Raw genomic sequence first — 23016 nt, 5'->3', positions numbered from 1 at the left:
AAGGGGCAACTGCACAGTTGCCCCTTTTCATTTCCGCTCGGGAAGTCAGCCCCTTCGCTGATCGAGCCTCTGCAAGAATTCCGCCCTGCGCTGCTGGTCCATTTCCTCTTTGGCCAAGAGCTCGGGAAGCAGCTCGGCCGCACGCCGGGCATCGAGGATGAAGACGCCGTCATCATCACCAATGGCCAGATCCCCCGGCTGTACCTGAACGCCGCCCACACTGATCGACTGATTGACTTCCCCTCGGGCGCCAATGCTGCGAGTCGTGTACGCACTGACGTCCCGGCAAAAGACCGGCAACCCATGGCGACGCAATGCACTGACATCCGTGACCGCACCCGACACCACCACCCCGGCCAACCCTTTGATCAGACCGGCCAGGGTGCGCAGCTCCCCCCAACAGCCACACTCTTCGTCGCCCACACATTCGATCACCAGTACGTCGCCCGGCTCACTCAGCAACAAGGCCTCACGCAGAATGCTGCCATCCGGCGGAAAGACTTTGACGGTGACGACATGGCCGACCATGCGGATGTTGTTGAACAGCGGCTTGATCCCCCGCAGGAAGCCCCGATCGGAAAAGTGGCCGATGGTTGACGAAGGGATCGACCGGTAGGCGTTGAGCAACTCCGAGGTGACGAGTTGCTGGCGAGGCTTGATCTGATAACTCATCGGCATTTCCCCGGACGCAGCAGTGGGCAGGTCGAACAATATTCAGCAGGCTCAGTAGCCAGGTAATAGAAGCAGCAGGTTCGTCGAAAGCGAATGCTGCGCTGCCCCTCGTCGAGCAGTGTCGGCGGTCGGCGGAAATGGCTGAGCGGGTTGTAATCGAGACCGAACAGCGCAGGTTGTGCCTGGGTCAGCAACCACCTGAAGTCGGCTTCATAGCGCTCGCGTACCGACGGTTCGTCGATTTTCGTCATGCGTTTTTCATACAACGAATACACGCGCACGGCGGTGTTTTCCCACAAGATGCGCCGCGAAACACCACTCACACGGTTGAAGGTTTGCCACAGCGGCTTCAACAGCCCGGCAAACAGCGCCTGCACCAGGGTTTCCCGCCAGGCCTCGCGCTCACCGGCCCCGTACGCCAGCGGCAGGGAATGAGCCAGCGGCATCGAAGACGTCCACAGCCCGTCATCATGGCCGTACTCGATCACCGTGTTGTCCAGCGACAGCAGCAGTCCTTTGTCGTACACCGACATGGCGTACAAACACGCGCCGGTGGCCAGGAACGACAGGCGCTTACCCAGCAGCGAGGCGGTGATCGCCCGCGACGGTGAGCCAATGACCGGGCTCAATGCGTCCAGCAAACGCTCGCACACCTCGTCCTGCAACAGGTCACGCGCCATCAGCGAGCGTAAGGGGTCACGTTCGGCGCAGTCCTTCAACCGCAACCCACCGCCCAGCACGTTCCATTCTTGCGCGGTGAAGTGGTGAGCCAGACTCATTGCGGCAATTCCCGGCCAAACGGAATGCACATCGGCGTACCAAAGAACGGATCAGGAATAATCCTGCAGTTGAGGTCGAACACGGTTTTGACCAGCGCTTGAGTCAAGACGTCTTCAGGCCGGCCCTGGGCAAATGCCGTACGCTCATGCACCGCCACCATATGATCGGCATAACGACAGGCCAGGTTGAGGTCGTGAAGCACCATGATGATGGTTTTGTTTTCGAGCCGGTTGAGGTCGCGCAGCAGGTCCAGCACTTCAATCTGGTGAGCCAGGTCGAGGAAGGTCGTCGGCTCGTCCAGCAGCACGATGCCGGTGTCCTGGGCCAGGGTCATGGCAATCCACGCACGCTGGCGCTGCCCACCGGACAAGGCATCCACCGGCCGATCCGCCAGCGCTTGCAGACTGGTCTGCGTCAGCGCGCGATTGACCATGGTTTCATCCTCGGCCGACCACTGTTGCATCCAGCTTTGATAAGGGTATCGGCCCAGAGCCACGAGCTGGCGAACAGTAATGCCCTCGGGCGCCGTCGGTGTCTGGGGCAGGATGGCCAACTCACGCGCCACCGCCGCCGTGGATTTTTTCTGGATATCCACGCCGTTGAGAATCACCGAGCCTTGCTGCGGTTTCAGCAGTCGTGCGAAGGATTTGAGCAAGGTACTTTTGCCGCAGCCGTTACTGCCAATCAGCACCGAGATCTTGCCCTGGGGCAGTTGCATGTCCAGCGCGTCAATAATCACCTGGCGCTGATAACTCAGGGTCAGGCCGCGACTTGCAATCGACGTCATACGTTGAATTCCTTAATGACGCTGTTTAATCAATAAATAGAGAAAAAAGGGTGTGCCCAGCACCGCGACAAAGATCCCGGCCGGTAGATCCAGGGGCAGGAACAGCGTGCGCCCGACCAGGTCCGCCAGCATCACCAGGTTTGCGCCAATCAGGGCGGCCATCACAGCCTGCCCAGCGAAACCAGGGGCCACCAGGCGTTTGGCAATATGTGGCGCGATCAGCCCGACAAACGCGATCGCCCCACCCCAGGCAATGGCCGCACCGGCCAACGCCACACTCACCAACAACAAACCGGCCCGCAGCCATTGCACGCGCACGCCGATGCCCTGGGCCAAGTTGTCATCCAACTGCTGCACCATCACCTGACGGGCCAGCAGCACCAGCAGCGGACAAATGCCCAACAACCAGCTCGCAAGCGCCAGCGGTTCGGGCCAACTGGCGCCGTATACGCTGCCGGTCAGCCAAACGTAGGCAGACAGGGTGGTGGTCAGCGGACTGAACACCAGAATGAAGGTCGTCGCGGCGGTCAACATCGCTGAGACGCCCACACCGATCAGCACCAGTCGCAGCGGTGAGGTCCCCTGCTTCCAGGCCAGCAGATAAATGGCCAGTGTCGCCAGCGCCGCACCGAGCATTGCGGCCAGGGGCAAAAATTGTTGCCCCAGCGTCGCCGACAAGAACGACAGATAAAGCACAGCAGCGGCGCTGGCACCGCTGGTGATGCCCAGCAGGTCCGGCGATGCCAGCGGGTTGCGGATGATGCTTTGCAGGATCAGCCCGGACACCGACAACGCAGCCCCCACCAATGCCGCCAGCACAATGCGTGGAAAACGCAGTTGCTCGACGATCAACGTCAGGCTGGCGTCCTGACTGGAAAACAGGATTCGTATCACCTCGAGGGGCGAGAGGATGACTTTCCCCAGCGATAACGAGCCGAGCATCACCAGCACCGTCAGCACCAGCGCCGCCGCCAATCGCAACCACGTGGAGAGGTTGACCCGCCGGGAATACCCGCCCCGGCGCCAGGTCACCACCTTATCCATAACGACCTCCACGCCGGGCCAATAGGATGAAAAACGGTGCGCCGAACAGCGCCGTCATCACCCCCACCGGCACCTCCTGAGGCAGGATCAAAACCCGCGACAGCGTATCCGCCAACAACAGCAGAATGGCGCCGAGCAGCGCGCAACCGGGCAGCAACCATCGATGGTCGATGGACAATCCCTTGCGCACCATGTGCGGTACCAGAAGACCAATGAAACCAATGCTGCCGGCCAACGCCACCGCGCTGCCCGCGAGACAGATCACCAGCACACTCATCAGCAGACGGATCAGACCGGTTCGCTGCCCCAACCCCGTGGCGATCTCTTCCCCGGCGTTCAGCACATTGAGCTGCCCGGCCAGCAACAGCGCCCCCGCCAACCCGAACACAGCGCACAGCAACAACGGCGCAGCGGTCGACAGGCTGCGTTCGGTCAGTGAACCAGCCATCCAGAACAGCACCGTGTCCAGGCCATCCTGATTCACCACCAGCAGCGCCTGACTGAAAGCGGAGAACAACGCGGCGATCGCCGCGCCCGCCAGCACGATGCGCAGCGGACTGAGACTGCCTTGCCCCATGTTGCCGATCAGCCACACCAGGCAACCCGCCACGCCAGCGCCAATGAACGCCGACCATAGCCAGGCATCCGGGGATGACAGCGAGAAGATCGAGGAAAACAGGATGATAAAAAAAGTCGCACCGGCATTGATCCCGAACAACCCGGGTGATGCCAATGGATTGCGCGTCAGTGCCTGCATCAGCGCGCCCGCGACCGCCAGGCTGGCGCCAACGGAAATCGCCATCAGGGTGCGCGACAGGCGCGTGGTGGTCACCAGCACATGATTGATACTCAACGGGTCGGGATGGACAAACGCCGCGGCAATCTGTGGCAGTGGAATCCAGGTAGCACCGACCGCCAGGCTCAACACGCAGCACAACAGCAACACGACGCCCGCGCTGCACAGCTTGACTCCCGGGCTCATGAGGCCACCTGCGCGGCGGCCACGCGGGCCACGTCGTCGAGCATCAGGTTAGCCCCCAACATCCCGCCCGACAGACTCCACGCGACGCCATCGACCTGCCACACCTGTCCTTGCTGCGGGGCACGCATCTGCTTCCACAGCGGGTGTTGCACCAGGCTCTCGTAGTTGCGCTGCACCGCCGCGTTCTGCGCGCGCAGAAAGACAAAAAAGATGTCGGCATTCACCACCGCAAGGCTTTCCTTGCTGGTGAGTTTGATCGATACCCCGCTCGCCTCCCGGCTGTTGTCACTCCAGTTGAATCCCAGTTCGGTGAGCACCGAGCCCGGAAAACTCGCCGGCAGGTAACTGCGGATGTGGTCTTCGCGGATGTCCAGTATCGACACCGTGGGAGGCCAGCGCCCGGCAAATGTCTGCCGCAGTTGCTCACTCAGCTGTACCAAGCGTTGCTGCCATCGGTTCAGAATCTCATCGGCCCTCTGTTGCTGGTGTAATGCAGCGCCCATCAGCGCCAGGGTCTTCTTGAACTCGAACACTTCCTCCAGCATCAGCACCGGGGCGATCTGCTTGAGTAATGGGAAGATGCGCTCATGGCGAAAATGTGAGGCAACGATCAAGTCCGGTTTGAGCAGTGCGATGTCTTCAAGGCTGGGCTGAGTTTCCAATCCGACATGGGGCACCTGCTCCAGAGCTGCGCGCAAATAGCGATAGGTCGGTTTTTCGCTCCAGGAATCGACTACGCCACACGGGGTCACGCCCAACATCACAGCGCAGTCGGTGGCCCCCTGAAACAGGGTGATCACCCGCAACGGTGCAGCGCCAGCCTCGGCCCACGCCGGCGCGGAAAACCTGAGGGCGAGCGCCCCCAGGGACAGGCGCAACAGCGTGCGCCTGGAGGGTTCACGTCGCGGTTCAGGCATTACGATCGAGCCGGTGAAACGGGTTGACCACCTGCCCTTTGCCAAACGGCATGCTGCCAGGGCCGCCCGCGCGCTCGATCATCGGGGTGAGCAGCAATTTCTGCGGCCAGTGCGGCGATTCGAATAGCTGATGCTTGATCATGATCCGCGCCTCGGCGTCAAACTCGATGGTGTCGATCAACTCGTTGAGCACTTCGCCCATCGCCGTCCACAACCCGGTCGCCGGCAATGCGTAGACCTCAGCCAGCGTATCGATAATGGCGCGGAGGTTGACCTGAATACCCAGGGTCTGCAACCAGAACAGCAGGTCTTCAGGGCGATCGTGGTACAGCGTGTTGGCGTGCCCCTTCTTCAACCGGTAAGCCGGGTCGGCCAAGCCGTTGCGTTCCAGCCATGGCACGAAGATGCGCAACGAATCATGATCGCGCAACAGCAAGCCCTGGGCGTAACCGGCCTTCCACACCAGCACCGCGTTCTGCCCGTGAATTTCCCCGAGCATGCCGATGCGGAACATCCGCAGGTTGATATCGAAGAAGCTGTGGCACAACTCGCGGAACAGGGTCATCACCGACGCGGCACTGGCCGGCAATTGGCGGTAGGCCATCCAGTCATCGAAGAAGTGCTGATTGCTACCCGGCAGCGGTGTGCCCAATGCCGCCATGGGCACCAGTCGGGTGTCCAGGTCTTCGAGCAGCGCGGGCGGATAGCCGCGCACCATCGCCGACAAGTGACGCGGCGCTTCGTCGAACAGCGTCGCGTCCGGCGGCATGAACGCCCACCATTTGGTTTCGTCGCACAGGTGCAGCGACTGTTGCAGGGTTTGATCTTTGCCGAGTGCCTGGCGCAGCAGCGCCTCGCTCAAGCCGCCGTTGATCATTTTCACCGCGGGGAGATAACGCGAAGCGCCCAGAGAATAGATCGCCATCGGCAACTTGAGGTAATCGGCACTGTTGAAGCACGGCGTCATCGAGCGCAATGACGAGGTGGCGAAGAAATCACCGTCGGTGAAGTCCAGTCGATGGCAGTCTCCCTTGGCGAACGTGTCGCCGAGTTGCGCTTCCAGCACGTGCTCGAACTGCCACGGGTGCACCGGCAGCGCGATATGACTATCGGCAATGCCCCGTTGTTGCAACTCGTGTTGCAGGCCGACCTGTAACGCGAATGGCAACAAGTACTGGGCGGGATAACTCTGCGCCAGGTCCGTCACACCGTCACCGCATTGCAGCAACGTGCGGTCGACCGCGACCCAATTGAGCGCCACCGGACGGGCAAATTCCGCCTGATACTGCCGATATTCCGCGTCGTCCAAACCCTGCTTGGCTTTGGCCAGCGGGTGGTAGGGACGATCGCGCAGCGAAGCCCACTGTTCCATCGCCAGGAAAAAGTCCGCGTTGCTCTTTTCCAGCAAGCGTTCGCTGTTAACCCGATGGGCCAGGGACAACTCGGTTTGCCGCACGCTGGTGCGCAGCACATCCAGAAACAGGGCGAAGCCTTTTTCATTGTCCGGGTAGCGATCGGTCATCCCGGCCAGCACCTGGGTCGTGAAAGCCTCGGGTGACAGCGCGGTCAGTTGGTCATTCTGTCGCGCCCAAACCGGCGTGCCCGGTACTTTTTCCCATTGCTGGGTAATGCCGGGACGCAAGGCAATGACGATGCAACCTTGGGGATCGATGGGCCATTCCCAGATCCGTTGTTCGGCGCTCAATCCGGTAAACGGCTGATCGGCCGATGACGATGGCGCCACCAGGTTCAGCGGCTCGGCCCCGAAAAAATGTTCGGCCAGCAAACAATCGACCAGATCCTGCATCACCTTGTCGGCGGCCATTGTGGGGAAGTTCATCCGACTATTTTCCTTCTGCTGAAGTGGCGGCCAATTTGGCCTGGAGGGCACGAAAAGCGATGCCACGCTCGTCACCCAAAACAAAACTTTTTACGCCCCGGCTCAACCACCGTTCGTGGTCGCCCGACTGACGTGGAATCGCGCAATACGGCACGCCCTCAGCGTTGGCTGCCTGCCAACTGGCGAGCAGCGCTTGCTGCACCTCGGGTCGATCGATCTGCCAGGGCATGCCCATCGATTGCGATAAGTCGGCGGCCCCTTCGAGGATCATGTCGAGGCCGGGCACGGCGGCAATCTCTGCCGCCCGCCGCACACCTTCGGCACTTTCGATCATCGCCACGACCATGATTTGCTCGTTGGCCAGCGCGACGTACTCCGCCAGGCTGTGTTTGCCAAAGGCACCGGGGCGCCCGGCATTCAGGCTGCGGGTACCCTGCGGGTGGTATTTGCAGGCACGAATGCTTTCGGCCAAAGGCTCGGGGCCTTCGATCATCGGCAAGACAATGCCCTGGGCGCCGCCATCAAGCAGGCGCAGCAGGGTTTTCGGGTTGAGATCCGCCACCCGCACCAACGGGGTCAGCGCGTAACTTTCGGCGGTGCGGATCATGTTCTCCACGGTCTCGGGATTGATCAGCACGTGTTCCATATCGATGATCACAAAATCAAAACCCGCCTCGGCAATCAGTTCGATGGCCGCTGGTGACGGAATCGAACTGATCAGGCCGTAGACCGGCTCACCTGTTCTGAGCTTCTGCTTGAGCAGATTGGTCCTCAGCATGATTGCGGCCGGAACGCGTGCAGCGGATTCGGCACCGATTTGAAACGACGTTCGCCGTCGCCCAACAGGCGGCGCTTGGTCAATTCCTCCACTTCATAGAACGGCGCGAACACATCAAACGCTGCATAACGTGGACGGTGTTGCGGATGTTCAGCCTGGTAGCTGGTGATCACCTCGGCGGTCATTTTCCAGAACAGGGCCTCCTCCAGCTGGTAGTGCTGATGCAGGAAGATCGCCATCTCGGCCAGGGCGATGAAAAAGAACGAGTCACAGGAAAAATCCCGGACCGCATCCAGATCGTCGGTGAGGATGAACGAGTTGCGATTGAGCTTGGCGTGGCTGGCGGGCAGCGGCACCAGGGTCGGGCACAGCTCGGGGCGCCCCAGGTGTTGCGGCGAATAGCGCACGCCGTCATGGAAGTCTTTCAGGGCGATACGTTGCGGCCAGCCCTGCTTCACGATCAAGACGATGTTCTGCCCATGGGACTCCATGCCGATGCCTTCGGCGTAGAGCATGTGAATGATCGGCGACACCGCCACCTGCAGCAGTTGGCGGGTCCAGGCATGCAGGCCGTATTGCTTGATCCAGGCATCGATAAACGGCTTCTGTTCACCGCTGCCGTAGCGATTGTCCACGGAGCTCAAGCCATTGAACGGCACCGCTTGTTCGTCGTCTTGCAGGTACTGGTGAATGCTCTCGCGCCACAGGCTGCCCATCGTGCCGTAGGCCTGGGACATCCGCGTGGCGGGCAGGTGATCGTAGTCAAAGCTGACGCCGACCACTTCGCCGAGAATCACAAAACCAAGGTCGCGGGCGGTGCTGTCGCTGCCGATCAACTGCTGCAACCAGTCGGTGATGATCGGGCCGTTCATCACCGTGTGCCGGGCCAGAATTCGGGTGCTGGAGGTGTTGGTCATGCTCAGCGCGAGTTTGACGTAAGGCCGCTTTTTCTCAGTGACGTTGGCCAACGTGCGGATCGACTGTTGCGCCTGATAGCGATCATCCGTGGTGCCCAGATGGATCACTTCACCGCTGACCAGTTCTGGGTAGAACACGGGAACAATGATGTTTTCCCACTGCCACGGGTGCACCGGCATCAACCAGTAATCGCCCATCGACTTGCCTTGGTCGGTGAGGCTCTCAGCCAGTTGCTGCCAGCGCTGAAGTCCGAATTCCTGCTGGATAAAATCGTCGTAATTCAGGTGCCGGGAAATGTTCATCGCACCGCAGGTTTTCGCCACTGCCAGCCAGACAATCGCGATGGGCGCGGCAAATTCCGGCCCGTAATTGGCGTTGTCCTTGAGCGAAAAACCGATGCGCGATTTGTAGCAAGGGTGATAGCTGTGGGCGTCCATGAAGTGCTGTTCCAGCGCATCGACATCCAGTTGATGGGTTGGCTGGGTCGCTTGATAACCCTGACTGCGCGATTGCAGATCCTTGAGCAGCGTTTGTTCAAGCTCATGGGTGAAGCGAGGTAGATGCGGGCTGTCCTGAAGTTCGCTCAACAGCTCCGCCAATGCTTGATGAAGGTGCGGCCGACGGCGTGCGCCCAACGCGTCAACGCGTTCGAGACTGGCATAGTCGAGGCGGATCAGCTCGAAGCTTTCGCTGAGCAATCCGCTGCAGTGGTACTCCACCGGTTGTTGCTGCGTGTCGATGCCGCTGACGACAAAACGGTACTGGCCGCCATCGAGAGGCGAGTGGCGATACGGCAGGACGTTTTCATACAGCAGCGTTTGCAGCAGCTGGCCCACCACGCGCTGTTCCACTTGCTGATAGTGGCGCGGATCGGCCGTCGCCAGCCAGACGCCTGGCGCTGAATCAGCAGCCTGATGTGTTGCCTGTGAAGAAGTCGCCATAGTCATAACCTTGTCCATGAAAGAATTAACGGTGTTCGAGGGCTGAGGGCAATGCCTCGGCCGGCTCGTCGGATGCGTGAACGGGAAAACGCCAGGCACAGGGCAATGCCAGGAGGATGAGGATGCCGGTGGCCATGAAGACCTCGCTGATCGCCCCCGAGCTGGCCATCGAAACCACCCCACTCCCGGTCTCGGCAGTCAGGCGCAGTTCCAGCCACAGGGAGGCAACCACGATGGCCAGCGACGAGACGAGACGACGGGAAATGTTGTTCATCGCCGCGCCTTGCGTGACCATCGGTTCAGGCAGCGCATCGAGCCCGGCGGTGGTGATGGGGATATAGGAAAGGCCCAGCCCGGCGCCGCGGACCATCATCAGAAAAAACACCACACCGATTGAAGCGCCAGCCCCCAGCATGCCCAATCCCAGCGTGGCGCCCCCGGTCAGCAGCAGCCCCCAGAGCACCACGCCGCGCGGGCCGTGTCGGTCCAGCCACTTGCCGCCGAGATGCCCGAACAGGCTGGCGAACATCGCCGTGCACAGCAGCGACAGACCGGTCCAGATAGCGCTGTAGCCCATCACCACTTGTACCAACAGTGGCAGCAGGACCAGGCATTCGAACATGCCGACCGACTGCACCACCGCGATGATCACGCTCAAGCGATAACCGCGCAGGGCAAAGATACGCAGGTTAAGCAGCGGCGAAGTCCGGTTCAGTTCCAGTCGAACAAACGCGACCAGACACAGAATCGCCGCCAACAGCATGCCAAGGTTGAGCGGATCAGTGAGGGCTTCGGCATGGCGCAGACGGCCAACGGCAATCATCAGCAGACCGATGCCCGCCGCGATCAACAGGTAACCCGCCAGGTCGAAAGGTTTGCGTTCCGATGCTTCAGAAGCCGGCAGCACGCCGACGCCAAGGATCAGCGCCAACAGGCCAATCGGCACATTCATCAGGAACAGCGAGCGCCAACTGAACCACTCCAGCATCAGGCTCCCGCACAAGGGCCCCAATGCCGGCGCCAGCATGACCGCCGCGCCCCATAGGCCGGTGACCCTGCCCCGCTCGCCCTTCGCGTACACCGAAAAAATGATCGCCAGGGACAGCGGAATCATCAGCCCACTGGCGATGCCTTGCACCACGCGTGCGGCAATCACCAGCGCGATGGAATTGGCCAGCGCCCCCAGCAGCGAACCGCAGACAAACAACGCCACACCCCACAAATAGAGGGATTTGCGCCCCATCCGCTGGCTGAGAAAACTGGTGAGCGGCATGGTCATGCCCATGCTCACCATGAACGCCGCGACAATCCAGGTGGCCAACAGCGGGCCAATCTCAAAGGCCTCCATGAACGCCGGCAACGCCGGATTCAATGAGCTGTTGTTCAGGCTGACCGTCAGCGTGCCCAACAGCACATTGACCACCACCAACCAGCGCGGCACGGCGAACGTCAATCCCACGGTGCGACTCCGGCCTGTTGTACAAACACCTGCGGCGGTCGCGGATGACAGAGGAAATCGGCGTGGGAAATGTTGTAGCCATAGGCACCCGCCAGCGGCAGCACCAGCATGTCGCCGATCTCCACGTCCGTGAGCGGGCAATCGCGGCTCAGCACATCCTTGGGCGTACAGAGCTGCCCAACGACAGTCCACTCCTGTTGTGGCGCCGTTGAAGTGACGCGATGCCGGGGCAGATGAATGACCGGGTGATCATGGCCCTGGGCAACCGGCAAACGGAACTGATGCGTGCCGCCACGACAGACCAGGAAGTGCTTGCCGTGACTGGTTTTCCTGTCCAGCACTTCAATGGCGTAATAACCGCAGAAGGCGCTGATGAAACGACCGGGCTCAAAGCGCACGATGGGCGCATCGGCACAGGCTGCAAGGCTCTGCCCCAAATGCGTACACAAGCGCTGCCAATCGAATTGCTGCGGCCCGAGGTAATTGACCCCGATGCCACCGCCCACATTGAGGTGAGTGATCGCCGCGGGATCGACCGACAGCGCTTTCCATTGCGGCCAGCGCTGCAGGTACAGATCGAGCAATTGTTCATGGCGTTCCACCAGCGACTGATGGGACATCGCATGCACATGAAAGCCCTTGAGCCGCAGGTGACTGGCGTTATCGACCCAGCTGACCGCCTGAGCCAGTTCCGCTTCATCGATCCCGAACGGTGTGGCCGTGCCGGCCATCGCCAGTTTGCTGGAGAGCGGCGACGGCAGTTCAGGATTGATCCGCAGCAAGACGTCTTGCACGCGCCCTGCTTCCAATGCCAGCCGTTGCAGGCGGACGATTTCATTCAGGCTTTCGATGTGAATCGCTTCGACCTGGTGTTGCAGCGCCGAACGCAGATCGGAGTCCAGTTTGCCAGGGCCGGAGAAGATGAATGGTTTGCGCGTCGGGCAGGCCTGAAGACGATGGATCTCACCGCCGGAGGAAATCTCGAAGCCGTGCACCAACGGTGCCAAAGCGGCGAGGATTTGCGGCTCGCTGTTGGCCTTGATCGCGTAGTAAAGCTCTACGCCTTCAGGCAGCGCCGCCATCACCTGCGTCACGTGCTGCTTCAACGCGTCCAGGTCATAGACGAACAGCGCCAGTGGATCTTCGTGCTGCGTGCGGGCTTCGTCGATGGCGGCCAATACCGCTTCGGGCAGCTTATCCATGCTTGGCCTCCTTGCCCCACGGGGACACCAGACTGACGTAGCTGGCCTGGCGATCGGCCTTGGCCGCTAGGCGCACTTTCAGGTTGGTTTTGCAGGCAATCGGCTGACCGGCAATCAGTGCGTCCAACTCTGGCGCAGCGCGGGCCAATTCGACGCGGATGCTGATCAATTGCTGCTCCACCCGTTGCCACATCAGCGGCGCCAGGTGCGGACGCTCCCAACTCAGGGCCAACACAGCCTCGGACAAGTTGTTGACGAACAGGCAATAGACGATGCGGTTCCAGCCTTGCTGGCGGGAATAGAGCAGCGACTCGCGCACCCGTGGATGAACGTCTGCGTCGATCCGCGAGGCCCCCAGTTCGTCGGTCAGTTTGACCCCTTCGAAATCCCGCAGCAGCAAGCGTTGTGGACGACCGTTGTCATGCACCAGCACGCTGTTCTGCAAATGCGGTTCCATGACGATGCCGTGGTTGAAGAACAACGCCAGCACTGGCCGTAGCAACAGCGCCTGATAGTCGTCGAACCAGCTCAACAGCTGTTGATCGTCGATGTCATTGCCGTTGAACCGGCTCAGGAACTCATGCACCAACGGTGGTAAATGCAGGCCGCGAGCGAACAATGTACCGGCCATGATGCTGCAGTCGGTGCCGGTGTCGAGGCAGAAGTTCTCCCGCAGGATCGCCCCGGTCTGTTCGCGGAACCAGTGGTTATCGGCTTCGCTGGCCTGTTGCGGCGCCCAGCTCAGGTTGCCCGGCTCGGCGACCACCGAGAGCCCGCCAAGGGTTTCGGGCTGGGTCAATTGGAGGTTACGAAAGACTCGGTCGATCATCAGTGCGCTTTCCAGTTCGTACCAGGCGTTTTTCCTGACGCAGTTGGTGATGCGCACGTTCAGCGAGCCCTTGATGAAAAACTCATGGCCCTCGATGTACCAGGTACGGATGGACGCCGTGGGGTTGGCCATCAGCCCTGTGGCGCCAAGATCGACGATGGCCGCGGATTTCAACAAACGCTGAACCCGACCGTCCTGCATGAACAGCTGGGCCTGAACCGGGTGCATGCAGATAACCGCGTGTCCTGGCCGCGCCTGCGCCTGATCGGCAAAACCGGCCAGCACTTGGGCTTTGCTCAGGCCGTTGGCCCCGACGTTCAATCCTTCCAGCGGCACCTCGAACAGGTGCAACGGCGTGCGGGCCTGGAATTCCGGAGCATAGGTTTCCTGGGCCAGATGAGCTGGCCACAGGCGCGCCTTGGGTGCCGGGTGGTTCGGATGACCAAACCACAAGCCCTGCTCACTGGCGAGGTAACCGCTGAGCGGTGCCGGGTGCTGCCCGTCCATGTTGTGGCCGACGATGGACGCGGTCAGCAACTGGCTTTGCAACACCTGATCCAGCAACTCGTCGTTGCTGGCGCGGGTCATGTGTTCGCACGCCGCGAGCAACTGCTCGACGAACTCGGTGAACCTCAGGCACGACCAGTCGCCCTCGCCACGCCGGGCATAAACGTCCGACAGGTAACGGTGACTGCCCAGACCATCACGGCGGTCCACCATCACAAAGAACTGTTGCTGGTTGGGCAGGCTGATGGTCAGGGGAATGCCCTTCCATTCCAAACCCTCGAGGTAACTGCCTGGGGCGATACCTTGCATCTGCGTCGGCCAACTGTAACTGAGGCAGTTTTCCGGCAAGGCGAACTCTTTGATCAAACAATTAAGCAACGCGCGCGTCGTCGCCAACTCACTGACCATATTCGATAAAACACTGCGATCTGGATGATTCATGGGTGCTCCACAATAGCCCACGAGGCCACTGGACACGTTATATGGCGAAAAAATTAGTTGCTGATCGACCTGTTTAACAGCCGACGAAACCCCACGTAACGACATCACTTCACTGAACTTTTTTAAACAATCAGACGACCATCAAAGTTACTTGTAGCGCTGTCATCAAACTGCAATTCAGCGGACTGCCAGCACAACTTCGATTAACTCATTCAAGGGCGCAACTGCAATAACGCTGCCGCCATCGCATTATCAAAACGCTGGATGACTTGCTGGCATTGTTCATTGTCGATAATCAAGGGTGGCAACAAGCGAATGACATTGCCCTTACGCCCGCCGCGTTCCAGCAACAGGCCTTGTTTGAAGCACTGTTGCTGGATGGCCACGGCCAGCGCCGGGTCCGTCGGGAAATGCCCGTGGCGATCAGCCGGCTGGCGCTCATCGACGATCTCGATGCCCAGCATCAGGCCGCGACCGCGCACCTGGCCGAGGGCCGGATAATGCGCCTGCAACTCGACCAGTCGGTCCTTGAGCCACTGACCCTGGCGATCGGCCTGGGCGGCAAGGTTTTGCTGTTGCAACACCTGCAACGTGGCCAGCCCGGCGGCCATGGCCATCTGGTTGCCGCGGAAAGTGCCGGCATGATTGCCTGGTTCCCAGGCGTCGAATTCACGACGGATGCCCAGCACCGCCATGGGCAAACCGCCACCGACCGCTTTGGACATGACGATCAGGTCCGGCTCGATGTCGGCGTGTTCGAAGGCAAACATCTTGCCGGTGCGGCCGAAACCGGTCTGCACTTCGTCGAGGATCAGCAGGATGCCGTGCTTGCGCGTCACTTCACGGATCGCCCGCAGCCAGCTCACCGGGGCACAGTTGACCCCGCCCTCACCCTGCACCGCTTCAAGGATCACCGCCGCCGGCAGTGACACGCCGCTTTCGACGTCTTCGATGAACTGGGTGAAATAGTGGGTCAAGGCCTCGACCCCGGTTTCACCGCCAATGCCCAGCGGGCAACGGTATTCGTGGGGGTACGGCATGAACTGCACCCCGGGCATCAGGCTGGCGATGGCATTTTTCGGCGCAGTGTTGCCGGTCAGGGCCAGAGCGCCGTGGGTCATGCCATGGTAAGCCCCGGAGAAACTGATGATGTTGTTGCGCCCGGTGTAGGTCTTGGCCAGTTTCAGCGCGGCCTCCACTGCATCCGCCCCGGACGGCCCGCAAAATTGCAGGCAATAATCACGGCCCTGGTTCGGCAACAGGCTGAGCAAGGTTTCGCTGAAAGCGTCCTTGACCGCAGTGGTCAGGTCCAGGGTGTGCATCGGCAGGCCTGAGGCGAGGAAGCTGTCGAGGCTGGCCATGACGGCCGGATGATTGTGCCCCAGGGCCAAAGTGCCGGCGCCGGCCAGACAGTCGAGGTAAGTATTGCCCTCGACATCCGTCACCCAGAGCCCGTGCGCCTTGGCGATCGCCAGTGGTAACTTGCGTGGATAACTGCGTACATTAGATTCGAACTTGCTTTGTCGAGCCAAATAGTCGGCATTGGTCTTTTGCAAAGGATTAGAGTGCAATACGCCATCATTCAACATCGCTTCACCCTCGTTAAATTCGATATGCAACTTATTCTCATTTGGAAGTTGTTGCAACTAATTCTTACTACCAATTTGGAAATTTACATATAGCGATTTGAACTACTTTAAAAATAATCAGGCACGCAAAAAACCAAGTTAATAAACCTGGTATGAACTCCGGAAGCGCCATGATCTGGCCATATTTTTGTAATGCAGCTGACAACTTATATATAGGCTACCGACAGATAGCGACTGATACGCAAGTGTCTCGATTGTTCATTAACTGAGGGTTTGCATATGTCCTTCCTCTATACGAATCAGGTCAAGGTCCAACGAATACGCCCCGGTCCCTGGGGCGCATGACAGGGGCAAATCAGAAGTCGACGGTCGCCGAAAGGAGGTAGGTGCGCGGGGTCGACAGTGTCAAGCCAGGCTCACTGTCATCCGAGGCTCCGGCCGAACTCCAGTAGCGCTTGTCCGCCACGTTCTCGACATTGGCACGCAGGGTGATGTTCTTTTCCTCGACCTTGAACGCGTAGCGTGCGCCCACGTCGAAACGCTCCCAGGAGTCGATTTCCTTAACGTTGGACTGGTCCAGATACTGCGAGCTCGAATAGATGCCACGGCTGGTCAGGGTCAGGCCCTGTACAGTCGGCACGTCCCACTCGGCGCCCAGGTTCACGTTGTATTTCGGCGTGGCCGGTGCCCGGTTGCCGTCGAAGGTGCCATTGGTGGTGTCCTTCAACTCGCTGTCGATGTACATGACACCGCCGAGCAGACGGAAACCATCGAGCGGTTCACCGAACACACTCAATTCCACACCGGTGTTCTCACGCTTGCCGTTCGGGCCGAAGACGCGCGTGATGGCATTGGTCTCGTAAGCCGGCTGCTTGATCCGGAACACGGCGGCGGTGACGGCGAACGGACCGGCGTCATACTTGGCACCGACCTCGACCTGGCGGCTGATGAACGGCGGGAAGATCTCGTCCTCGTTCACCGAGGTAGACGGTGCGATCTTGCCCTGGCTCAGGCCTTCCATATAGTTGGCATACAGCGACAGCTTGTCGGTCGCCTTGAACAGGATGCCGCCTGACGGCGAAACCTTTTCCTCGTCGTAGCCGGTGTCGCCTCTGACGTTATCGGTCCAGTCGTCAACCTTCACGCGCTGCCAGCGGGCGCCGAGGGTCAGCAGCAGCCGGTCATCGAAGAAACCCAGGGTGTCGGACAACGCCACACCGGTGGAACGGTTTTCGGTATAGACCTCCGAATCCTGTCGCGTGGGTCTGCCAGGCGTTGGTGTTTCAACGGGGTGATAAATGTTGCTGTTGGCCGCAGCATAACGGGCACCGCCGTTTTCAAAGTCCATGTAGTAATAGCTGGCGGCCAGGTTGACTTCATGGCTGACCGGGCCGGTATGGAACCAGTTGCGCACACCCGCTGTGGCCGTCCGGACATTTTCGTCACGGGTGAAGTCACGCGGTTGAACGCTGAAATTGCCGGCGTCGTTGGTGACCGAAACGGCATGTCGGAGGAAGTCATGATTACTTTTGCGCGCGCCCACGCCGCCGTACAGCATGACGGAATCGTTGACATCGAATTCAGCGTTCACCATGCCGAACGTGTCGTTGGTACTCGCCTTGCTCCAGGGCTGCGCATAATTGCGGCGCACATCGCTGGCATGCGGAACCTGCGCGTTAGGGCCAACCTGTACGCGTTCCTGCGGGGCGTCGGTATCACGTTCGGTGCGCCCGATGTCCGTCGAGAGCCTCAGGCGTTCACCGCGAAAATCCAGGCCCAGCACGGCCATCTCGCGGTCGACATTCTGGTGATCCCATTCGGTGTCGCCAGACTGCTTCACGCCGTTGAAACGAAGACCGAACTTGTTGTCTTCACCAAAGCGCCGGCCGACATCCACGGCACCGCCGACCTGGCTGTCGGACGCGTAACTGCCGGTGAATGAAGTGATGGGCTTGTCGGTCGCGCGCTTGGGCACCACGTTGATCCCTCCACCCACGCTGCCCCGCGGCGAGATGCCGTTGATGAGCTGGCTCGGGCCTTTGAGGACGTCGACGCGGTCGGCCATCTCCATGTCGATCGTATAGGTCGGCAGGACGCCGTAGAGGCCGTTGTAGGAAACATCACTGTTGAACAGGCTCAACCCTCGAATGGTGAACTGCTCATAGCGCCCACCCGCCGGGTTGGTAACGCGAACCGAAGGATCGTTGGCGATCACGTCGCCCAAGGTACGCGCCTGCTGGTTTTTGACCACCTCACTGGTGTAGGTGGTCATGCTGAACGGCGTCTCCATAAAGTCTTTCGAGCCCAGCAGGCCCTGTGAACCGCGGCGCGCGACCTGACCGCCGACATACGGATCGCCGTGTTCCGAGTCAGTGGCACCGACAATCGAGGTGGCGCCCAGTTGCAGGCTGCCGCCTTCTGGCGCCGGGGTCAGGATGTACGCCTCTTCGCCTACCGGCTGCAGTTGCAGACCGGAACCCTGCAACAGTCGGGCAAAGCCCTCCTCGACCGCGTATTCGCCGGAAAGTCCAGGGCTGGTGCGACTGCCCACCAGTGCCGGGTCCACTGACAGATTGACCCCGGCCAACCCGGCAAAACGGGTCAACGCTGCACTGAGGCTTCCTGCCGGCACCTGGTAACTGCGTCGAGGCGCGTCTTCGGCCCAACCGGCAGTGATGAACAACGGACAGGCACTCAGACTCAGCATCAGACTCAAGTGCAACAACGGGCGCAGCCTGGAAGAACCCAGACGCGGACTGCAGGGCATCACTACGAGCATTGAGAATCTCTCTGATTTCGTTTCACTTGCCCTGAATGACAAGCGACGCGAAAAAAGGGGACACACCTCAAACACTATTTTTGCGCGGCAGCAACGTGACCCAGTAGCGGGTTCGCCTATGCACCTCCAGCGGCAAGCTGGCCGCCAGCAACGTCAGGATGCGATCGGTGTCTTCCAGACGGAAACTGCCGGTGACGCGCAGGGATTCCAGTTCCGGCTCCCAACGCAACAGTCCCGGACGATAGGTGCTGAGCTCGCGCAGAAAATCGCCCAGGGGCTGGTTCTGTGCCATCAACACGCCGTCGCGCCAGCCTGGGGCTAGCACATCGAAAGGTTCGGCGCGTCCGGCTCCCATCGCCTGAAGGCCGACTTGCTGGCCTGCGCGCAATGAAAAGACCGGTCCGCGCAAAGGCTGCAACTGCACCGAGCCTTTAAGCACTGACACCTTGCACCCCGCCTGCCCCTGACGAACGCACACTTCGCTCTGACTGACGACCACTTGCCCGAAGTGCGTCTGGACCGTCAGTGGCGATGTGCCGGGCACCTTCAGCGCTATTTCGCCTTCCACGAGTGTCAGTCGCCGATTCTTCAGGTCGATATCGACGGCACTCGCGGTATTCAATTGCAGCGAGCCGCCATCCGCCAACTGGACTTTTTTACCCTCCCCGGTCGCGGTTCGCAGGTCAGCACGCCAGACGTCCAGAGGTAGCTGCCGACTGATCAGCCAAGCGGTTGGCACCAGCGCCACCGCGCCGACGGCGCGCTTAAGCACCGTGCGCCGACTCGTCTGCGGCCGATCCAGGCTGGCCATGGCCAGTGCCGACGGCAGGTCGGCAAAGCGTTGGCGCAAGAGCTGGGCTTTCTGCCAGGCCTGTTCATGACTGGGATGGCTGTCACGCCAGTGCTGCAGATTGGCACGATCGCGCTCGTTGGCGGCACCTGACTCCATGAGTGCCAGCCATTGAGCGGCAGCCCGCACGACTTGCCGAGCTTCAGCCGAAGGGGTTGAACCGATCACATTTGCACCAGCAGGCAATGTTCATAGGCTTGCGCCATGTAGCGCTTGATCGTGCGCTCAGAGACTTGCAGGCGTTCAGCAATCTCGTGATAACCCAACCCCTCCAACTGGCTCCAGAGAAACGCTCTTCGCACCGCGGTCGGCAATCCATCGAGCAATTCATCCAGGGCTTGCAGGGTTTCCAGCAGTAGCCAGCGTTGCTCGGGAGACGGCACGCAGTCCTCAGGCAGCAGCGCCAGCGCACTGAGGTAGGCCTGTTCCAGGCTGCGGCGCTTATAAAAATTGGTGAGCAGTCGCTTACCGACCGTCGCCAGATAGGCGCGGGGTTCTTGCAGGTCAGCGATGTGCTGGGAGCTGGCGAGTAAACGCACGAACGTATCCTGGCTCAAGTCCGCCGCATCATGGCCATTGCTCATGCGTCGACTCAACCAGCTTTCGAGCCAGCCACGATGGTCGCGGTACAGGTCGTGGAAGGTTTGCGCCGCCGGCATCGCTGCATCACTCATCTAAAGGAACCCTGCGCGAAGAAATATTTTAAATGCGACTCATTCTAATTAGTGTTGATACGTCAAACCAAGCGCTTTATGCGTTTTGCCCCCAGGAAAAACTTGAATACGTGAATGAGAGACAGGTGTTTCTGCCACGCAGCCACCGGTAAGTCAGGGCTGAGCGTTATTGAGGGAAATTGTCGAGAAGAGTCAGAATTCGATACACGGCCGCATGTGGCTGGCAGATACGAATGCCCATGGTTGCGGGGACCAGGAGAAAAGCCAAATCGCAGACACAAAAAACCCCGGTCTTTCGACCAGGGTCTTTGCTATCGACTCGAAGTAGACACTGGCTTTACCAGCGGCTTTCTTCGTAGCGCCAAGGCGTTCAGTGGGCCTTGATGCAGATATGGCGCAGCGGACGGGACTCGAACCCGCGACCCCCGGCGTGACAGGCCGGTATTCTAACCGACTGAACTACCGCTGCGTATCGCTTTGGACTTGCGTCCAAGTAACTCGTCTGACTGAAAGCTTCGAGGCTTTCAATCTCGAACCAGAACAAACTCTGATTCGGAAAATATGGCGCAGCGGACGGGACTCGAACCCGCGACCCCCGGCGTGACAGGCCGGTATTCTAACCGACTGAACTACCGCTGCGCGTCGGTGGAGGCTTTTAAAAGCTTCCATCTTGCTTTCGCAAGACTCTCGGAAGTGGTGGGTGATGACGGGATCGAACCGCCGACATTCTGCTTGTAAGGCAGACGCTCTCCCAGCTGAGCTAATCACCCGTTTGCATCTCCGAGGCCGCGAAATTTACGCAGGTACCGAAGCTAAGTCAATACCCCGCTTGAAGTTTTTCTGAAAAAGACAAAATCATGTCATTTCCCGCAGCGCTGCCAATGGCCGCCTGCAACCTCAAGCCGCCGCTGTCGCGGCTCCTGCTCGAATTACTCGCTGTAAATCATCTTCTTGGTCATGCCGCCATCGACCACGAACTCCTGGCCTGTGACAAACCCGGCGTTCTTCGACAACAGCCAGGCGACCATCGCCGCCACATCCTCGACCGTCCCTACCCTGCCCGCCGGATGCTGAGCATGATCGGCATCGGTCAGAGGTTCGGCACGACGTGCGGAGGGATCCCGCGCATCGATCCAGCCCGGGCTGACCGCATTGACGCGGATTTCCGGCCCGAGGCTGATCGCCAAGGCATGAGTCAGGGCCAACAGACCGCCCTTGCTGGCCGCATAAGCCTCGGTGTCGGGTTCCGACTGCCCGGCGCGGGTCGAGGCCAGGTTGACGATCGCGCCGCTGTGAGCGCGCAGGTACGGCGCACAGTGCTTGGCCAACAGCATCGGCCCACTGAGATTCACCGCCAGCACCCGATTCCAGTACGCCAGATCCAGGCTTTCAAGGGTGATGTTGTGCGGATCGGCAACCGCCGCGTTGCACACCAGCGCATCCAGACGCCCGAACTGCCCCAGCACTTCGGCGACGCCCAATGCCACCTGCCCTTCGTTCGAGACGTCCATGGCGATGAACCAGGCGTTGTCGCCGAGCACCTTCGCCACTTTCGAACCGCGCACTCGATCAAGATCAGTCAGCACCACCTGCCAGCCTTCGCTGATCAGCCAGGCCGAGATCCCCAGACCAATGCCCCGCGCAGCACCCGTGACCAGTGCAACGCGGCCATTGGTGCCAGTGCCTGGCGTGGACAACTCGATCACAAGGCAGCCAACCCGCGCGCCAGATCGGCTTGCAGGTCTGCCACGTCTTCCAGGCCGACCGCGATGCGGATCAGGCTGTCACGAATGCCCGCCGCTTCACGCTCTTGCGGCGCCAGACGGCCGTGAGAGGTGGTGCTTGGGTGCGTAATGGTGGTTTTGCTGTCACCGAGGTTGGCGGTGATGGAAATCAGACGGGTCGCATCGATGAAACGCCAGGCGCCCTCTTTGCCGCCCTTGACCTCGAAACTCACGACCGCACCAAAGCCTTTCTGCTGACGCAGGGCCAGCTCATGCTGCGGATGGCTTTTGAGACCGGCGTAATGGACTTTCTCGATACCTTCCTGCTGCTCTAGCCATTCGGCCAGTTGCTGGGCATTGGCGCAGTGAGCCTTCATGCGCAGGCTCAGGGTTTCCAGGCCCTTGAGGAAGATCCAGGCGTTGAACGGGCTCAGGGTCGGCCCGGCAGTGCGCAGGAAACCGACGACTTCTTTCATCTGCTCGCTGCGACCGGCCACAACACCGCCCATGCAACGGCCCTGGCCGTCGATGAACTTGGTCGCCGAGTGCACGACGATGTCCGCGCCCATCTTCAGCGGCTGCTGCAACGCAGGGGTGCAGAAGCAGTTGTCGACCACCAGCATCGCGCCTTTGGCGTGAGCGATTTTCGACAGTTCGGCGATGTCTACCAGCTCTGCCAGCGGATTGGAGGGCGATTCGACGAACAGCAGTTTAGTGTTGGCCTTGATCGCCGCATCCCAGCCGGACAAGTCCGCCAGAGGCACGTAATCGACTTCAATGCCAAAGCGCTTGAAGTACTTCTCGAACAGACTGATGGTCGAACCGAACACGCTGCGCGATACCAGCACGTGATCGCCGGCACTGCACAGGCTCATCACCACCGCCATGATCGCAGCCATGCCGGTCGCCGTGGCCACGGCTTGTTCGGCGCTTTCCAGCGCGGCAATGCGCTCTTCGAACGCACGCACGGTCGGGTTGGTGTAGCGCGAGTAAACGTTACCCGGCACTTCACCGGCAAAGCGCGCGGCCGCGTCGGCGGCGGTACGGAATACGTAGCTGGAAGTGAAGAACATCGGATCGCCGTGTTCGCCTTCCGGCGTGCGGTGCTGACCGGCGCGTACGGCCAGGGTGTCGAACGCTACGCCTTCAAGGTCGCTGTCCAGCCGACCGGCATCCCAATCCTGACTCATGCTGTCACTCCTTGCCCTACTCGGTAATGGATACAAAACCGGCCTGTAGGAGCATGGCTTGCCCGCGAAGGGGCCTTTGGGAACGCCAAAAGCTTCGCGGGCAAGCCTCGCTC

Annotated in this window: 18 protein-coding genes and 3 tRNA genes; all 21 read right to left on the bottom strand. The window is 60.5% G+C overall.

Annotated features, from left to right (window positions below):
• Positions 1-45 precede the first annotated feature (45 nt).
• Positions 46-678 (bottom strand): RraA family protein, encoded by a 633-nt coding sequence (locus KW848_RS16040; RefSeq protein ID WP_218537428.1) that lies wholly within the window; start codon positions 676-678, stop codon positions 46-48.
• The gene (locus tag KW848_RS16035; protein WP_218537427.1) at positions 669-1451 is read right to left on the bottom strand and encodes an IucA/IucC family C-terminal-domain containing protein; all 783 of its coding nucleotides are present in this window, start codon (positions 1449-1451) and stop codon (positions 669-671) included. Before KW848_RS16035 ends, KW848_RS16040 begins: the two co-directional genes overlap by 10 nt.
• Positions 1448-2239 carry an ABC transporter ATP-binding protein gene (locus KW848_RS16030; protein WP_218537426.1) on the bottom strand — a complete coding sequence of 264 codons (792 nt, stop codon included), beginning with the start codon at positions 2237-2239 and terminating at the stop codon, positions 1448-1450. The genes KW848_RS16035 and KW848_RS16030 overlap by 4 nt, the downstream gene beginning before the upstream one ends.
• A gap of 12 nt (positions 2240-2251) precedes the next feature.
• Positions 2252-3283 carry an iron chelate uptake ABC transporter family permease subunit gene (locus tag KW848_RS16025; protein WP_218537425.1) on the bottom strand — a complete coding sequence of 344 codons (1032 nt, stop codon included), beginning with the start codon at positions 3281-3283 and terminating at the stop codon, positions 2252-2254.
• Positions 3276-4265 (bottom strand): iron ABC transporter permease, encoded by a 990-nt coding sequence (locus tag KW848_RS16020; RefSeq protein ID WP_218537424.1) that lies wholly within the window; start codon positions 4263-4265, stop codon positions 3276-3278. Before KW848_RS16020 ends, KW848_RS16025 begins: the two co-directional genes overlap by 8 nt.
• The gene (locus KW848_RS16015) at positions 4262-5182 is read right to left on the bottom strand and encodes an ABC transporter substrate-binding protein (protein WP_218537423.1); all 921 of its coding nucleotides are present in this window, start codon (positions 5180-5182) and stop codon (positions 4262-4264) included. The genes KW848_RS16020 and KW848_RS16015 overlap by 4 nt, the downstream gene beginning before the upstream one ends.
• Positions 5175-7022 carry an IucA/IucC family siderophore biosynthesis protein gene (locus KW848_RS16010; RefSeq protein ID WP_218537422.1) on the bottom strand — a complete coding sequence of 616 codons (1848 nt, stop codon included), beginning with the start codon at positions 7020-7022 and terminating at the stop codon, positions 5175-5177. Before KW848_RS16010 ends, KW848_RS16015 begins: the two co-directional genes overlap by 8 nt.
• A gap of 4 nt (positions 7023-7026) precedes the next feature.
• The gene (locus KW848_RS16005) at positions 7027-7800 is read right to left on the bottom strand and encodes an HpcH/HpaI aldolase/citrate lyase family protein (RefSeq protein ID WP_218537421.1); all 774 of its coding nucleotides are present in this window, start codon (positions 7798-7800) and stop codon (positions 7027-7029) included.
• Positions 7794-9659 carry an IucA/IucC family protein gene (locus tag KW848_RS16000; protein WP_375154718.1) on the bottom strand — a complete coding sequence of 622 codons (1866 nt, stop codon included), beginning with the start codon at positions 9657-9659 and terminating at the stop codon, positions 7794-7796. The genes KW848_RS16005 and KW848_RS16000 overlap by 7 nt, the downstream gene beginning before the upstream one ends.
• A gap of 25 nt (positions 9660-9684) precedes the next feature.
• Positions 9685-11112, bottom strand: coding sequence for a DHA2 family efflux MFS transporter permease subunit (locus KW848_RS15995; protein WP_218537470.1), 1428 nt, complete (start codon positions 11110-11112; stop codon positions 9685-9687).
• Positions 11109-12320, bottom strand: a complete 1212-nt coding sequence (locus KW848_RS15990) for a type III PLP-dependent enzyme (protein ID WP_218537419.1) — start codon at positions 12318-12320, stop codon at positions 11109-11111. Before KW848_RS15990 ends, KW848_RS15995 begins: the two co-directional genes overlap by 4 nt.
• A complete protein-coding gene (locus KW848_RS15985; RefSeq protein WP_111450524.1) occupies positions 12313-14097 on the bottom strand; it encodes an IucA/IucC family siderophore biosynthesis protein in 1785 nt (594 codons plus the stop codon). Before KW848_RS15985 ends, KW848_RS15990 begins: the two co-directional genes overlap by 8 nt.
• A 212-nt stretch (positions 14098-14309) precedes the next feature.
• Entirely contained in the window at positions 14310-15686 is a 1377-nt protein-coding gene (locus KW848_RS15980) for a diaminobutyrate--2-oxoglutarate transaminase (protein ID WP_218537469.1), read from the bottom strand.
• 355 nt (positions 15687-16041) lie between these two features.
• Entirely contained in the window at positions 16042-18465 is a 2424-nt protein-coding gene (locus tag KW848_RS15975; protein ID WP_218537418.1) for a TonB-dependent receptor, read from the bottom strand.
• A 67-nt stretch (positions 18466-18532) separates the two neighbouring features.
• On the bottom strand, positions 18533-19483 hold the full coding sequence (locus tag KW848_RS15970) for a FecR domain-containing protein (RefSeq protein WP_218537417.1): 951 nt from the start codon (positions 19481-19483) through the stop codon (positions 18533-18535).
• The gene (locus KW848_RS15965) at positions 19480-19989 is read right to left on the bottom strand and encodes a sigma-70 family RNA polymerase sigma factor (protein ID WP_218537416.1); all 510 of its coding nucleotides are present in this window, start codon (positions 19987-19989) and stop codon (positions 19480-19482) included. Before KW848_RS15965 ends, KW848_RS15970 begins: the two co-directional genes overlap by 4 nt.
• A 392-nt stretch (positions 19990-20381) precedes the next feature.
• Positions 20382-20458 (bottom strand) — tRNA-Asp (locus KW848_RS15960).
• Positions 20459-20551: 93 nt separating this feature from the next.
• Positions 20552-20628 (bottom strand) — tRNA-Asp (locus KW848_RS15955).
• 55 nt (positions 20629-20683) lie between these two features.
• Positions 20684-20759: transfer RNA gene (locus KW848_RS15950), tRNA-Val, on the bottom strand.
• Between the two features lie 159 nt (positions 20760-20918).
• Positions 20919-21695, bottom strand: coding sequence for an SDR family oxidoreductase (locus tag KW848_RS15945; RefSeq protein WP_008145603.1), 777 nt, complete (start codon positions 21693-21695; stop codon positions 20919-20921).
• A complete protein-coding gene (locus KW848_RS15940) occupies positions 21692-22903 on the bottom strand; it encodes an O-succinylhomoserine sulfhydrylase (protein WP_046047729.1) in 1212 nt (403 codons plus the stop codon). The genes KW848_RS15945 and KW848_RS15940 overlap by 4 nt, the downstream gene beginning before the upstream one ends.
• Between the last annotated feature and the right edge of the window lie 113 nt (positions 22904-23016).

Source organism: Pseudomonas sp. PDM25 (assembly GCF_019219045.1).
Lineage (GTDB): Bacteria > Pseudomonadota > Gammaproteobacteria > Pseudomonadales > Pseudomonadaceae > Aquipseudomonas.
This window is presented reverse-complemented; position numbering and strand designations above follow the sequence as displayed.